Below are 14,092 nucleotides of genomic sequence, written 5' to 3' on the forward strand. Positions count from 1 at the left end.
GACTAGCGCCTACTTAGCACTAGTTTTAGCCAGTTTTTGCGCATCAGCCATATCTAAAGTGATATAAGCGGTTTCGTCTAAAAATGCGTCTGGCAATTCGGCGTCGTCTTTAATGTCTTCCATTGATTTAACCGGTGCTAAACCATTGGCGACTCGACGCTCGTTTGTTCTGTCGAGGACTTTCTTCTCATCGGCTTCGCGGGAGGCAATGCGCTCACTTTCAACCAGAGAAACTGTCTTCTCTTTGTGGTGCTTTTTAAAGTCGGCAATATCTTGATTGATATAAGCAAACTCTACACTGCTTTTGATGCGGTTAAGGTGCTTGGCCTCAAGGCTAGTCACTAACTCAGGCGTCACATCATTGAGCGTACCATATTGTGCCATTGGCACTTTATCCCAAGGCAAGGCATTTTTCTCTTCAGCTTCGCCGTACTCACCTGGCTCTAACGCACTTGGGTAAGCAATATTGGGTGTCACACCTTTAAGCTGTGTGCTGCCGCCATTGATCCGATAGAACTTTTGAATCGTGTATTGCACATGACCAATTGGCTTTTGATACATATCGTAGATACGGCCTAAGCTCTTATGCTGCTGCACTGTACCTTTACCAAAGCTAGATTCACCAACAATCAGCGCGCGGTCATAATCTTGCAATGCGGCAGCAAAAATCTCAGAGGCTGAAGCACTGTAACGGTCAACCATCACAGTCAACGGGCCCGCATAACTGGTTTTGCCATCGTTATCACGGTGCGCAGACACACGGCCATCGGCATCACGAATTTGCACCACAGGGCCCATATCGATAAAGAGTCCCGTCAGCAACACGGCTTCTGTTAATGCACCACCACCGTTACCTCTAAGGTCGATGACTATGCCTTCAACTTTGGCTTCGTTTAACTTCACTAGCTCTTTTTCAACGTCCTGTGACAGGTTCATGTAGAAACCAGGAATATGGATCACACCGACTTTGCGATTAGCGTACTCGCCATCTTTAGGTTCAATCACCTTAGAGGTTGCCGCTCTGTCTTCAAGACGAATTTTATCGCGTACTAAGGTAACGTCGAATGGCTTAGCATTCGAACCGCCTTTCTTCGGTAAAATTTGCAGTACAACTTTACTGCCCTTAGGCCCTTTGATCAGATCAACCACGTCGTCTAAACGCCAGCCGATCACATCAACAATTTCACCGCCTTCTTGACCGACGCCGACAATCTTGTCTTCTGGCGACAGTTTTTCGCTGCCAGCCGCAGGGCCGCCAGCAATTAAGCTTTTAATAACAGTGTAATCGTCTTCAAGTTGCAGTTGAGCACCAATCCCTTCAAGGCTTAAATTCATTTCCATTTGGAAACGTTCAGCATTGCGTGGCGACAGGTAACTCGTATGCGGCTCAATGCTGCGTGAGAAGGCATTCATCACGCCTTGGAACACGTCTTCACTGTTGGTTTGAGTCAAACGTTTGATGGCGTTGTTGTAACGCTTTTGCAGGATCTCAACAATCTCAGGCCATTTTTTACCTGTGAGTTTCAGATTTAGCGCATCGTATTTAACACGTTGACGCCATAACTCATTGATCTCAGCTTGATCTTTTGGCCATGCCGCATCATCACGGTCGTATTCATAGGCATCGCCGGGGGCGGAGAAGTCCATCTCTTTATCCAGTAGAGATAAAGCATAGACAAAGCCTTCATAACGACGCTTTTGAACAATATCAAACATTTTATAGGCAGGCTCAAGTTCACCAGAACTGAGCATGTCATCGAATTGGGTAGCATAAGGTTTAAAGCTATCGACATCCGCTTGGGTTAACACATTGCGGCGATAGTCTAACTGCTGCAGGTAACGGTCAAAAATTTGCGTAGAAAAGGCATCATCAAGATTAAATCTATGATAGTGCGAACGAGTGTATAAGTCCGTTACCCTTTTGCTCGCGACCTTATGTTGCGCTTCCTGCTTGAGAGTGGGTAACTCGCTGATTTGAATCGTGGGTGGTACGGCCCAAGCCGAGAATCCGACAAAAACAGTGGCGATCGAGGTAGCCAAAGTGAGTTTTCGCATCAACAAGTTACTCCGTTTTAAAAAATGATTACAGCAGGATATGTTCTGCTCTAACTTTAATCGTTAGGCCACTATCAAGCTGAACATGAATATCTTCCTTGTTAATATCAGTAATCACACCGGCTACGGGTGTCATACCTAACTTAACATTGACGCGTTGTTTTTTCGTTAAATCAGTCAATTGTGCTTGGACATAATTTACGACTGGCGCTGCAGCTTTAGGCGCAGGCTTAGCAGGACGCTCAGTTTTAGCACGTTGAGGAACAGCCACCTTTTTAGGTGCTTTCTTCGCCGCAGGCTTAGGTGCGAGTGCTGCACGTTTCGCTTTCGCTTTATCCTGACTCTCTTTCAACATGGCTTGAGCATGGTCAATGTGCTCTTGCTCTAACTCGCCGCAAGGTTCGCCATCCAGATTAACGCGTTGTGCGCCCGCTTTAACGCACTTTAAATAGCGCCAGCTGCTGGTGTAACGTCTTAAGGCAACTCTGAGCTGAGTTTTACTGACTTTAGAATCATCAGCCAACCTTTCAGCCAAATCTTGAAACAATCCGATTTTTAATGGCTTAGTTTCACCTTCAGCAATAAAGCACAAAGGAAATGTTTCATACAAATACGCCAAAATTGCATTGGTGTCGGTCAACTTTTCTGTTGATTCCATCATTACTTCCACAGTCAAAAAGGGACATCGATTCGAGGTGATATATATCAACTTCTTACGTGTCGTTTATCTTCGTTAAACTCAATATTGAGTCAACGTACAAATTAGCATCCTAGCCGCGTTTACTAAAGTTAAAAAAAATATACCTTAACAAATTTTTACAGCTCAAAACACTAAGCTTATTCATTGCATGCGAATCAAACCAGCTTAATGCGTGCAGGCGCATATTATAAGGCGCACGCCACCGATTGCGACTATGAATTATGCGTTATTGTACGCAAATTAATCAAATAGGCAGTTTTCAAAACTTTTAACCAGTAATTCCAGCCCCTTTTGGTCTTCTTCGTCGAAACGATCGAAGATTGGGCTGTCAATATCGAGCACGGCAACCACGTTACCTTGAGCACAAACTGGCACAACGATTTCAGAATTACTGGCAGAATCACAGGCAATATGGCCATCAAATTGATGAACATCGGCCACTCGCTGGGTTTGATTGGTGAATGCCGCCGTACCACACACGCCTTTTCCTAGCGGAATGCGTGTACAAGCCACTTTACCTTGAAATGGGCCTAATACGAGTTGTTCGCCACGCATAACGTAGAATCCCACCCAGTTCAGCTCAGTTAAATTATCATTGAGTAAGGCTGAAAAATTCGCCATTGCCGCAACAAGGTCGTCTTCCCCTTCCAACAAGGCCAAGGCTTGACGGTTAAGTGACTCATAAAATTTCGATTTCATTACATTTCCTAACAATTTTATTCTGCTGCTTCGGTCTTTTTAGCCGCTTTTTTCGCAGCAGGTGGATTCGTTGGCGTACTATTAACCTGAACGACACCTTTAAGCAAGTTCGTCAGCTCATCTTTATTGTTAGCAAAATAGAATGCGAGCTTTTCGCCCACGCTTTCATCTATACCTAAATCAGCTTTTTGAATGAAGGGGATAAGGTTATCGGCGATATCGAGCATCTTATCGTAGGCATCAGCCTCCTTCTTAGATGTGAATGTCATCTTTTCAACCCCTTCTCTGACCACGACAAACTGTGTTATTACTGCCATGACTGCCCTCGCACTGTTTTTATATACAGTAACTAGAGTGACATAGATTGAACTTGTGATGCAAGTGTTCTGATTAATCTGATATTATTAGCGTACTTTCGTTGCCAAGATTATAAAGCGCTAGACTGTGCAGAACGGCTGATTAGCACTACACTTTGCACCGATCTCGCTGTTATTACTCCTATTTAGGCTAATATATATTTTTATATGCATGAAAACGCAGCAGAAAATTCAGTAATCCTTTGCCGTTCCTGCGATTTAGCAGTCCGCAAACGTGCCTTGCCAAGCGGTGTCAGAGCCCTTTGCCCCCGTTGCAGCACTGCACTTTATGACACTCCTTACTGCTCTGTAAATGGCATGCTCGCCCTATGTATCTCGGCACTAGTATTTTATTTTCCTGCCAATTTTTTACCCGTACTCGAAATTCACTTTTTCGGCAGCATTCGCACCACCACGGTTTTTCAGGGCGCGTTTGCGGTATTTGACCAAGGTTATTGGGTCGTTGGTTTAGCCGTGCTTGCCGCCGCTGTGATTGGTCCAGGCTTATTACTGTTGTCGATACTGACGCAGATTTTGATTGTGAAATGGGGACTGAGTCGTCTTTTTTGGCGTAACTCATTAAAGCAATTATTGAAGTTTCATGGCGTATTGTCGCAGCTCACTATGCTGGAAATTTATGTGATCAGCTTTTTGGTTTCATCGTTCCAGCTTTCTGATTTTTCGGATATTTATTTTGGTATGGGCACATTTTGCTTCACTATGTTGTTTCTCGTGACCTTGTTTCTGCAACGAGAGTACGACTTAGAGCACATGTGGACGTTATTGGAAGGTCATCGCTGATATGAAGCAACAAGGTAAAGATATCGGCCTGTGTTTGTGCAAGGTGTGCCGCCAGCTCAATAGTAGTGACCTCACCCATTGCCAGCGCTGTGAAGCTGAGTTACAGGTCAGGGACTATTCCAGCCTGCAAAAAAGTTGGGCTTTGTTGATTACCGCTGCCATCTTGCTGGTGCCTGCCAACATTTACCCTATCACTATGCTGACCAACCAAGGGCAAGTGCGGCACGACACCATTTTTTCGGGCATTTTGCATCTAGTGCATTCAGATATGTTGCCCATTGCCGTGATAGTTTTTACTGCCAGTATTTTAGTGCCATGGATTAAAATCATCGGCTTATCCATTTATCTGTGTGCCATCAGCTTTGATATTCCGATTTCAAAAAAGAAATTGATGGTGGGTTTTCACATCATCGAATGGATTGGTCGTTGGTCTATGCTCGATTTATTTGTCATCTCAATCACAGTGGCATTAGTGAATATGGGACAACTACTCGACGCTAAACCCGCGCCTGCCGCGACCGCATTTGCCTTGGTTATTCTGTTAACTCAGTTAGCCGCAAAAGTGTTAGACACTCGTTTACTCTGGGATCGATTGGAACCTCAAGATGACACAAATTGAATCGCCGAAAGTTGTAAAGAAAAAACTCTTTTCGCCCATTTGGCTACTGCCTATTGTCGCGTTGGCATTGGGTGCGTGGCTGGGCATTAAGAGCATTAAAGAATCGGGCGTTGAAATTCAAATTCACTTTCCGAGTGCAACTGGGATTGACGTAGGTAAAACCTTGGTCAAATACCAAGGCTTGACTGTCGGTAAAGTCAAAGACATAGGAATAGATGAAGATCTCAAGGGCGTGAACGTCAAGGTCATGATGGACTACCGTGCTAAGCCTTTCTTAAATAAGGAAACTCTCTTCTGGCTGGTCACCCCTAAGGCCAGTATCACAGGTGTTGAAGGCTTAGATGCGTTGTTTTCGGGTAACTACATCGCGATTCAACCGGGCAAAGGTAATGCGTCAACCTTCTTCGAGGCTGAACGCCAACCGCCGCCGATGCAAATCGGCTCAGAAGGTGTGATGGTCGAACTGACCTCAGACAAACTCGGTTCGTTGGATGTTGGCTCGCCAATATTTTTCCGCCAAATCCCTGTGGGCAGTGTGGTTAGCTATCGTTTAGATGGTAATCAAAGAGTCATCATCAGCGCTTTTATTCAAGAGCAATACGCGCGATTAGTGAAGAAAAACTCCCACTTTTGGAATGTCTCCGGCGTCAAAATTGATGCATCACTGACAGGCGTTAAAGTCAGCTCTGAGAGTTTGGCATCCATTCTGGCTGGCGGCGTGAGTTTTAGCTCTGATGATAAAGCGGATATTGCCAAAAACGGTGACATTTTTTCGCTTTATGATTCAGAAACCACAGCCCTTGGCGGCATAGAAATAAACCTGACCATGGCTGATGCTAACGGTGTCGACAAAGGCACTCGTATTGTTTATCGCGGCATCAATATCGGCAGCATTTTAAGCAAGCAACTCACCGCGAATGGCGTAATAGCCGTGGCTAAGTTTGAACCTCAATACGGTTCACTGTTAACTAACGACGGGGTGTTTTGGCTTGAAGGTGCCGATATTTCCCTCTCAGGCATTAAAAATCCAGAGCGTTTACTGACGGGTAGCGTGATCAACTTCCTGCCAGGCATTAATACTAAAACGGCTATGCCAAGCAGTTTTGCCTTGCAATCAAAGGCGCCTGACTTACTGCAATCGAAGAAGCGTTTCTTGACCTTAACCTCAGCCGAAAACATGGGCATTTCAGCGGGCGCCGAAGTTCGCTTTAAGCAAATCCCCATTGGCTCTGTGCTTGCGGTTAAGTTAACCAAAGATTTATCGGCGGTAGATTATCAACTCGAGCTACAACCTGAGTTTGCAGGCCTTATTCGCAGTGACAGCTATTTTGTGCCTGAGTCAGCATTAACGGTAAACGCATCGTTAGATGGTGTCTCAGTCAAAGCAAGGGATTTTACAACGCTAACTCAAGGTGCAGTTAGCTTGATCCAAGGCCACAGCGATACGCCACTCGCCGCCAACAGCGCCCTCACCTTGTTTAGCTCAGTGGATGCTGCGACAGCCTTCTATGATCGTCAGCAACAAGTGCATCTGACCTTAATCAGTCAAGATGGCGCTGATGTCAGCCAAGGCTCACCGATTTACTATAAAAAGATGCGAATTGGAACAGTTGACTCAGTGAACTGGCAAAGTAAGACCGAAGACTTCGCTATCAAGCTCGCTATCGACAAACAGTTTCAACCCTTGCTGAAAAAGCCAAAAGTATTCTGGCGTAACAGCGCTGTCGATATCAGCGCCAGTCTTGCCGGTATTGATGTTACGGTCGCGCCGCTTCAAGGAGCATTAAAAGGCAGCATTAGTTTGGGATTGCTTGATAGCAGTGATAAAGCCAGCAATGCAGCTAACTTAAAACTCTATGAAAGCAAGCAGTTGGCATTAACTCAGGCGCAGGCAATTCGCCTCACCTTACCCGCTTCAAGCAAGCTTACCGCCAAAGCAGCGATCCGCTATCAAGGTCATCAAGTAGGTGAAGTGTCGCAGGTGAAACTCAATGCCGATCTCAATACACTCACTGCAACTGCCTATCTCTACGGCGAATACGCCGAACATTTCAGCCGCAGCGACTGTGAATATCATTTAGTGGATGCGCAAATTTCTCTGGCGGGAATTAAAGCGCCAGAAACCTTGTTAACTGGCCCTTATATCGGTGTGCTACCGGGTACAAGCAGTCAAAAAGCGACCCAGTTTGTTGCCAACCTCGCTGCCAGCAGTTATGCCAACGTTGACGAAGATGCGCTTAAATTCGTCTTAGAAGATAACAACTTAGGCTCGATGAAAGTCGGCACACCTATCTTCTTCCGTGGTATCAAAGTCGGTCAAATCGATGGTTATCACCTGTCGACACAGGGCAATAGCGTGCTGATGCAAGCCCATATTGAGCCGCAGTACAGTCACTTAGTGAATCAAAGCAGTCAGTTCTGGGATGCTTCTGGAATTAAAGTCGATGTTGGCCTCTTTTCAGGTGCTCAAATCGAAGCGGGCTCGCTGGAAACCATACTCGCTGGCGGTATTAATGTCGCGACTAAGGACACGACTCAAGAGGGTAATCGTTTAGCAGCAGGAACAGTATTAAGATTGCAACACAAAGCCGAAAACGAATGGCAGGAATGGGCACCGGCCCAGTAATTCTTTTCATCAAAATACTTACACCAACGCACGAATATTAAAGCTCTTACAAATCAATCAGGCGCATTATGCGCCTGATTGATTATTTAGCTTATCGAACTGTTATTGGCACATTACAGGTGCTCAAGACCCTTACCATCCTATTAACCATAAAACCAATAGCAAACGGCGATCGCGGCGCTGATCCCCGCAAAGTCCGCAGTTAACCCGCAGGCTAAGGCGTGGCGGCCATGGCGAATACCCACAGAACCAAAATACACGGCGAGAACATAAAAAGTAGTTTCAGTGCTGCCCTGAAAAATCGCCGCTAATCGGCCAGCAAAAGAATCGACGCCGTGATGATCCATTGTCTCGAGCATCATGGCTCTGGCGCCTGAACCACTAAAAGGCTTCATCAGCGCGGTCGGCATAGCATCGACAAAACGCGTATCAAAACCCAATATCCGCACGCCACTGGCAATCAAGTGCAACAGATAATCCAAAGCACCGGATGCGCGCAGTAAACCTATAGCTAATAGCATGGCGAGCAAATAAGGGATCAACTTAATAGATTGAGCAAAACCCGCCTTCGCCCCTTCAATAAACTCATCATAAACCGCCACTTTGCGGATGCCCGCAACAATCACAAAGGTAAAAACCAGTAACAGCAAGATACCGTTACCCATTGCCGTCGACACTGTGCCAATGGCTTCAGCACTTAAGGTCATCAGATAAAAACCACTCGCCACTAGGCCAGAGAGCATCAAGGCGCCATAACCGAGCACCACTGAGTTCAATAACGAAATCCGCTGCACTAACGCCACTACCAACAAACCCGCCAATGTCGAGGCCGAGGTTGCCAGTAAAATCGGTAGGAAAATATCCGCAGGCGCGGCTGCACCTTGCTGGGCACGGTAAAGGAATACTGTCACAGGCACTAAGGTCACAGAGGAAGTATTGAGCACTAAAAATAGGATTTGTGCATTAGTCGCCACGGTTTTTAGCGGATTTAAACTCTGCAAATCATGCATTGCCCTTAAACCAAGCGGCGTGGCGGCATTATCTAAACCAAAAATATTCGCCGTTAAATTCATCGTGATACTGCCAAAGGCGGGATGGCCCTTGGGCACTTCTGGCATCAAGCGGCGCAGTAAGGGTTCAAACACAAAGGCGATGGCGCCGACTACTCCGGCCTTCTCGCCCACCTGCATCAATCCCATCCATAGGGAAAGTACGCCAATCAGCCCAAGGGAAATTTCGGCGGCAAGCTTAGCACTCGCAAATAATGCAGCGACCGAAGCCGATAGGACTTCTATGTGCCCATTGAACAGTTGCACCGCTATTACCAGCAATGCCGTAACAAAGAAAGCTAACCACACGCGATTCAGCACGCTAATCCCCTTATTTTTATTTGTTTTTATTCTATTAGCTCATGACTACTGAGTGCTAGCTTTATGGCGACTCATTCCATTATTGCGGCAATCGTCCGTGCATAAACATTAAACCATCAAAACGGCTGAGGCACTTGGGATAAAATCTCAGACCCAATAAGGGATTATGATATACTCGCGCCAGTTGATACACAGTCTATTTTCCTATGGTTCAATGAAATCAATGGTTCAATTAAATCAAAATTTTATCGATACAATCACCCAAGAACTCCCCGCCCATTTATCCATGGACGAGTTTATTGCCGCTTGCGACAGGCCGCTTAGACGTTCAATTCGGGTCAATACCTTAAAAATCAGCAGCGACGACTTTAAGACTCTGATGCAACCTAAGGGCTGGACGTTTGATCCTATTCCTTGGTGTGAAGACGGATTTTGGATCAGTTACGATGAAGAAGAACAACTCGGCAATGCCTTAGAGCACATTCAGGGCTTATTCTACATTCAAGAAGCCAGCTCTATGTTGCCGCCAACCGCACTTTTTACGCCTAGTGCATTTACGACTAGTACAAAGTGGCAGTGCGTTCTCGATCTCGCCTCTGCGCCGGGTTCAAAAACCACGCAAATGGCCGCATTGATGCAAAACCAAGGTTTATTGGTGGCGAATGAGTATTCGGCGAGCCGAGTGAAAGTATTGCACGCCAATATGCTGCGCATGGGCGCAAGCCACTGCGCCCTCACCCATTTCGATGGCCGCGTGTTTGGCGAATACCTGTACGAAAGTTTCGATGCAGTGCTCATTGATGCGCCCTGTGGCGGCGAAGGCACTGTGCGTAAAGACGCCGATGCGTTAAAATATTGGAGCCTTGACGATGTGTTGGCGATTAGCGAAACCCAAAAAGCCTTAATCGAATCAGCGTTTCTCGCCCTGAAACCCGGCGGCAGTTTGGTCTACTCAACCTGCACCTTAAACCGCCTCGAAAACCAAGGCGTGTGCGAGTATTTAAAGCAAGTCTACGGCGATGCCGTGCAATTTGAATCCTTAAGCGATTTATTTGATGGCGCTGAGCGAGCCACGACTGCCGAAGGCTTCTTGCATGTCTGGCCACAGATTTACGACAGTGAAGGTTTCTTTGTCGCTAAATTGACAAAAACTGCCTCTGTGCCGCGGTTACAACCAGAGCCTAAACTGCAGAAAAACTTCCCCTTCACGACCGCATCAGCGAAACAAGCTCAAGGGATCAAAGACTATTTTCAGCAGGATTTAGGTATCAGCTTACCAGACGAACTCATCATGGTTCGCGATGATGAATTCTGGCTATTTCCACATGAATTCAACGCTTTTATCGGCCGTATGCGCTTTCAGCGTATTGGCATTAAACTCGCAGATAACAGTAAGCACGGTTTTAAAGTCCGCCATGAAGCGATTATTGCTTTAGCGGGAAAACAACTTAGCCCAACGGCAAAAACGGTCGATGTGAGCGATGTTGAAGCTAAAGAGTATTTAATGGGGCGAGATATTCCCTTAGCCACCGCAGGCAAAGCCCAAGGTGAAGTGATCGTCTGTTATGGCGGCGCGCCATTAGGCATGGCGAAACATTTAGGCAATAAGTTAAAAAACAACCTGCCCAGAGACTTAGTGAAAGATAAAGTGTTATTGCTACCAGAACAGACAAAATCGTTATAGTTCTGCTGTTTTTTAGCGATAAATAACCTAAAAAAGGGGAAGGTGAACGCGACTCTAGGGCAAAAGCTCGACTACACTGAGTCTATTGTAAAGCGCACTGCATGGCGCTTTCACCTGTAGCGCACGGCTCTTCAACGAGCCATTCCCCTAGGCCCAAACAGCTTTCATCGTTTTGGGCCTTTTTTTATGCCAGTGTCTTTTTACATGAGCCTTTATGTCTCAGTATTGGCAATCGCGCAATCGCATAACATGGGTCAAAGCACTTAAAGCTAACGGCCGACTAAACGCGCCGCATCTTTGAATAAATTAAAGAAGTTATTACTGGTGTACTCAGCAAGATCCTCGTAGCGCTCACCTCTAAGCTCGGCCACAAACTCAGCAACATCACGCACATAAGCGGGCTGGTTCTCTTGACCACGGTGTGGAATAGGCGCCAAATAAGGCGAATCCGTTTCAACCAGCAGGCGATCCTGTGGCACTTTACGGATAACAGTGCGAAGTTCACCGGCATTTTTAAAGGTGACTATGCCTGATACTGAAATGTAAAAGCCAAGGTCAATCGCCGCTTTCGCCATTTCCCAATTCTCAGTAAAGCAATGCAGTACGCCGCCAACTTTATCCGCGTTGCCCTGCTTAAGCATAGTGATCGTGTCTTCACGCGCATCGCGAGTATGGACAATCAAAGGTTTATTCACTTCGACCGCAAGGGCGATCTGCTGCTCAAAACATTGTTGTTGCAGCAATTTAGTTTCGTCGGCATAAAAATAATCTAGGCCAGTTTCACCAATCGCGACCACTTTAGGATCGGTGGCAAAGCGGCGGATTTGCTCAACATCAAGCCCTTCTTTAACGTCTAATGGATGCACGCCCGATGACAAAAATACCTGATCGAAGGCTGCAACTTTATCTCGCATCGATTCAAATCCCTGCTGGCGCACGTTGACGCATAGCATATAGTCCACGCCACGGGCTTTCGCGCTGGCCAGAATATGTTCTAGGGTTTGTTGATCAGGCGCCGCTTTAAGGCGATCGAGATGGCAGTGTGAATCAATAAGCACAGGGATTTCCAAGCTGAATAACAAAAGGACGACAAGGATACCCAGCCAAGGGATCGAGGTCAAATTCCACGGAGGCGAAGTATCAGTTTAGAGTGTGGGCCAATGTTAAAACTAGAACAGTTAAACGAGAGCCACGCTTAAAGCAGAGCGTTTAAACCTAAGTAACATTTAAACCTAAGTAACCTTCAAACCAGAGCAATAATGCGGGCCAACTTACATAGTGCAGGTTAGATCGCCGGAGGCCAGTTCGCGGGACAGTAATTTTTCGATGTGGTGTTTATGGCTATCGGGCTCAGAAACAATTTTAATGCCAATGCCTACAGGACGGCCGCCCGAAGCACCTAAGGGATTGATCCATACCACGACACCGCGAAATTCATTCGTTATGGTCGCGCCCGGTAAGCGATACGCAATCGTCAGCGGCTGGCCAAGGTAATGCCCTTCACTGGTGGCAATGAATAATCCTGCCGGCTTAATAAAAGGCATATAGGCACGATATAGCTGATGTAAGGTATCAAAATTAACGACGAGATCTACCATGGCATATTACTTATTTGTTATCTCTCTATATTCTAAGACATAACTTTGACACAAGGCCAGATAATTGACGCTCGGCATTGTACTTAAGCTATGACACATTCCCATGATCTTGGCCGCCAAGTTCCCGAGCTGCGCATGGATAAACGCATCTTGGTGGCTATTTTTCAGTAACACCTGTCGTATAAGCAGGTATAAAACCTTAAGAACATCAATTATTTGTTGTTCACTTATAGTTAACAAACTAGCACACAGATGACCAGACGACAAACTTTGGGCCCAATCTTTGCGAAACTGTAGCAAGGATTGATAACGGCTCTGTTGACCACCTTCAGACTGCAAGCTCTCTGCCAACTTTAGCGGTCCACCCACCACACTCAAGCACCAAGTAACATCCTCTTGGATATCACATTGTTGCGCTAACCAGTTTTTGATGATTTCTCGACTTGGCACAACGAAGGGAATGCGCTGACAACGGCTGCTGACCGTCGCCATTAAACGTGCAGGCGTATCCGACTGCAATATCAGTAAAGTGTCTTTACCCGGCTCCTCAAGGGTTTTAAGGAGAGCGTTGGCGGCAGCGGAGTTAAGCCGCTCACTATGATGAATAATCGCCACTCGCATGCCACTTTGCTGGGCTGTGGCCGTCAGACGTGTGCAAAGCTCACGAATTTGATCGACTTTAATTTGATTGCCATCGGCAGCAATATGGTAAAAATCGGGATGATTTCCCGCATCAAAGAGCTGACAAGACTTACAAAAACCGCAGGCCCCCGCCGGTGTTGACTGCAAACACATGGCCGCACGCGCCATGAACACACTCAGCAGCTCACCACCATAGGCTGAATCAATGCCGACAAGTTGCGCATGTGGCATTTTTTGCCGCGTGAGTTGCGCTAAAAATGCCTGCCTTGGCCCTTCGAGCCAAGGCAATTGTGCAGCCGTAAATCCTGACTCAACTACCATGCCATCGCCTGTAGCACGGCTAAGATATCTTTATGCACTTCGGCCATGGTTTGACTCGCATCGATAACCACTATGCTGTCATCTTCGCTGGCAAGTTTAAGGTAAGTCGCGCGAGCTCGTTCAAAGAAATCAATCGCTTGTTGCTCGATTCTATCAAGCTCACCGCGTTTAGCCGCGCGGGTTAACCCAAGTTTAGGATCTAAATCTAAGTACAAGGTGAGATCGGGTTTAAAGCCTTTAAGGGTGGCAGTGCTCACCGCTTCCACTAACGGCATTAAGCCCCTGCCACCACCTTGATAGGCCAGTGACGACAAATTGTGTCTGTCACCCAAGACCCATTGACCCTGCGCAAGCGCAGGCTTAATGACATTGGCAACCAACTGGGCTCTGGCGGCATAGATAAGTAAACACTCGGCCTCGTCACACAGGGGATCGGTCGCATCGGCAATTTTGACCAAATCACGGATACGTTCGGCCAGTGGCGTGCCACCCGGCTCGCGGGTGCAGATCGGCGCTTTACCCGTATGTTTTTCAATAAAGTCGCGAATAAGGTTAATCGCACTCGACTTACCCGCGCCTTCTAAACCTTCAATAACGATAAATTTTGCAAAAACTGACATT

At 46.6% G+C, this 14,092-nt stretch carries 13 protein-coding genes; 4 read left to right on the forward strand and 9 right to left on the reverse strand.

Features of this window, described 5'->3' with window-relative positions; translation table 11 throughout:
* Positions 1-9 precede the first annotated feature (9 nt).
* From prc to NE536_RS11370, 4 genes are all read right to left on the reverse strand, one after another.
* Positions 10-2,055 (reverse strand): carboxy terminal-processing peptidase, encoded by a 2,046-nt coding sequence (gene prc, locus NE536_RS11355; protein WP_261272752.1) that lies wholly within the window; start codon positions 2,053-2,055, stop codon positions 10-12.
* Between the two features lie 28 nt (positions 2,056-2,083).
* On the reverse strand, positions 2,084-2,713 hold the full coding sequence (proQ, locus tag NE536_RS11360) for an RNA chaperone ProQ (protein WP_006081911.1): 630 nt from the start codon (positions 2,711-2,713) through the stop codon (positions 2,084-2,086).
* 282 nt (positions 2,714-2,995) lie between these two features.
* Positions 2,996-3,454: a GAF domain-containing protein gene (locus NE536_RS11365; protein WP_006081912.1), complete on the reverse strand. Its 459-nt coding sequence runs from the start codon at positions 3,452-3,454 to the stop codon at positions 2,996-2,998.
* Between the two features lie 17 nt (positions 3,455-3,471).
* Entirely contained in the window at positions 3,472-3,771 is a 300-nt protein-coding gene (locus NE536_RS11370; RefSeq protein WP_006081913.1) for a YebG family protein, read from the reverse strand.
* Between the two features lie 207 nt (positions 3,772-3,978).
* Here NE536_RS11370 and NE536_RS11375 point away from each other — a divergent pair, with 207 nt between their 5' ends.
* The 3 genes from NE536_RS11375 to NE536_RS11385 are packed head-to-tail and all read left to right on the forward strand — an operon-like array spanning position 3,979 to position 7,856.
* Positions 3,979-4,611 (forward strand): paraquat-inducible protein A, encoded by a 633-nt coding sequence (locus tag NE536_RS11375; RefSeq protein WP_006081914.1) that lies wholly within the window; start codon positions 3,979-3,981, stop codon positions 4,609-4,611.
* Position 4,612: 1 nt separating this feature from the next.
* Complete coding sequence (locus NE536_RS11380) at positions 4,613-5,230, forward strand: paraquat-inducible protein A (RefSeq protein WP_011846987.1); 618 nt, start codon at positions 4,613-4,615, stop codon at positions 5,228-5,230.
* The gene (locus NE536_RS11385) at positions 5,217-7,856 is read left to right on the forward strand and encodes a PqiB family protein (protein WP_261272753.1); all 2,640 of its coding nucleotides are present in this window, start codon (positions 5,217-5,219) and stop codon (positions 7,854-7,856) included. Before NE536_RS11380 ends, NE536_RS11385 begins: the two co-directional genes overlap by 14 nt.
* A gap of 143 nt (positions 7,857-7,999) precedes the next feature.
* On the opposite strand, the gene NE536_RS11390 is transcribed toward NE536_RS11385, so the two are convergent.
* Positions 8,000-9,226, reverse strand: coding sequence for a nucleoside recognition domain-containing protein (locus tag NE536_RS11390; protein WP_261272754.1), 1,227 nt, complete (start codon positions 9,224-9,226; stop codon positions 8,000-8,002).
* A gap of 223 nt (positions 9,227-9,449) precedes the next feature.
* Between NE536_RS11390 and rsmF the strand changes: the two genes are divergently transcribed.
* The gene (rsmF, locus tag NE536_RS11395; protein WP_261272755.1) at positions 9,450-10,910 is read left to right on the forward strand and encodes a 16S rRNA (cytosine(1407)-C(5))-methyltransferase RsmF; all 1,461 of its coding nucleotides are present in this window, start codon (positions 9,450-9,452) and stop codon (positions 10,908-10,910) included.
* Positions 10,911-11,179: 269 nt separating this feature from the next.
* Here the strand turns inward: rsmF and NE536_RS11400 are convergent, their stop codons facing one another.
* The 4 genes from NE536_RS11400 to tmk all read right to left on the reverse strand — a co-directional run bounded on the left by NE536_RS11400 (position 11,180) and on the right by tmk (position 14,091).
* Entirely contained in the window at positions 11,180-11,968 is a 789-nt protein-coding gene (locus NE536_RS11400; protein WP_006086270.1) for a TatD family hydrolase, read from the reverse strand.
* 213 nt (positions 11,969-12,181) lie between these two features.
* Positions 12,182-12,508 (reverse strand): PilZ domain-containing protein, encoded by a 327-nt coding sequence (locus NE536_RS11405; RefSeq protein ID WP_006081920.1) that lies wholly within the window; start codon positions 12,506-12,508, stop codon positions 12,182-12,184.
* A 6-nt stretch (positions 12,509-12,514) separates the two neighbouring features.
* Positions 12,515-13,471 (reverse strand): DNA polymerase III subunit delta', encoded by a 957-nt coding sequence (holB, locus tag NE536_RS11410; RefSeq protein WP_063883455.1) that lies wholly within the window; start codon positions 13,469-13,471, stop codon positions 12,515-12,517.
* A complete protein-coding gene (tmk, locus tag NE536_RS11415) occupies positions 13,465-14,091 on the reverse strand; it encodes a dTMP kinase (RefSeq protein ID WP_006081922.1) in 627 nt (208 codons plus the stop codon). Before tmk ends, holB begins: the two co-directional genes overlap by 7 nt.
* Position 14,092 lies beyond the last annotated feature (1 nt).

The sequence above is a fragment of the Shewanella septentrionalis genome, from assembly GCF_025370265.1.
GTDB lineage: Bacteria > Pseudomonadota > Gammaproteobacteria > Enterobacterales > Shewanellaceae > Shewanella > Shewanella hafniensis.

Bases quoted from the DNA above. Each gene is read 5' to 3' on its own strand.
- NE536_RS11405 (WP_006081920.1), bottom strand. From the start codon at position 12,508: ATGGTAGATCTCGTCGTTAATTTTGATACCTTACATCAGCTATATCGT.
- NE536_RS11365 (WP_006081912.1), bottom strand. From the start codon at position 3,454: ATGAAATCGAAATTTTATGAGTCACTTAACCGTCAAGCCTTGGCCTTG.
- proQ (WP_006081911.1), bottom strand. From the start codon at position 2,713: ATGGAATCAACAGAAAAGTTGACCGACACCAATGCAATTTTGGCGTAT.
- NE536_RS11370 (WP_006081913.1), bottom strand. From the start codon at position 3,771: ATGGCAGTAATAACACAGTTTGTCGTGGTCAGAGAAGGGGTTGAAAAG.
- NE536_RS11385 (WP_261272753.1), top strand. From the start codon at position 5,217: ATGACACAAATTGAATCGCCGAAAGTTGTAAAGAAAAAACTCTTTTCG.
- NE536_RS11380 (WP_011846987.1), top strand. From the start codon at position 4,613: ATGAAGCAACAAGGTAAAGATATCGGCCTGTGTTTGTGCAAGGTGTGC.
- NE536_RS11375 (WP_006081914.1), top strand. From the start codon at position 3,979: ATGCATGAAAACGCAGCAGAAAATTCAGTAATCCTTTGCCGTTCCTGC.
- rsmF (WP_261272755.1), top strand. From the start codon at position 9,450: ATGGTTCAATTAAATCAAAATTTTATCGATACAATCACCCAAGAACTC.
- holB (WP_063883455.1), bottom strand. From the start codon at position 13,471: ATGGTAGTTGAGTCAGGATTTACGGCTGCACAATTGCCTTGGCTCGAA.
- prc (WP_261272752.1), bottom strand. From the start codon at position 2,055: ATGCGAAAACTCACTTTGGCTACCTCGATCGCCACTGTTTTTGTCGGA.
- tmk (WP_006081922.1), bottom strand. From the start codon at position 14,091: ATGTCAGTTTTTGCAAAATTTATCGTTATTGAAGGTTTAGAAGGCGCG.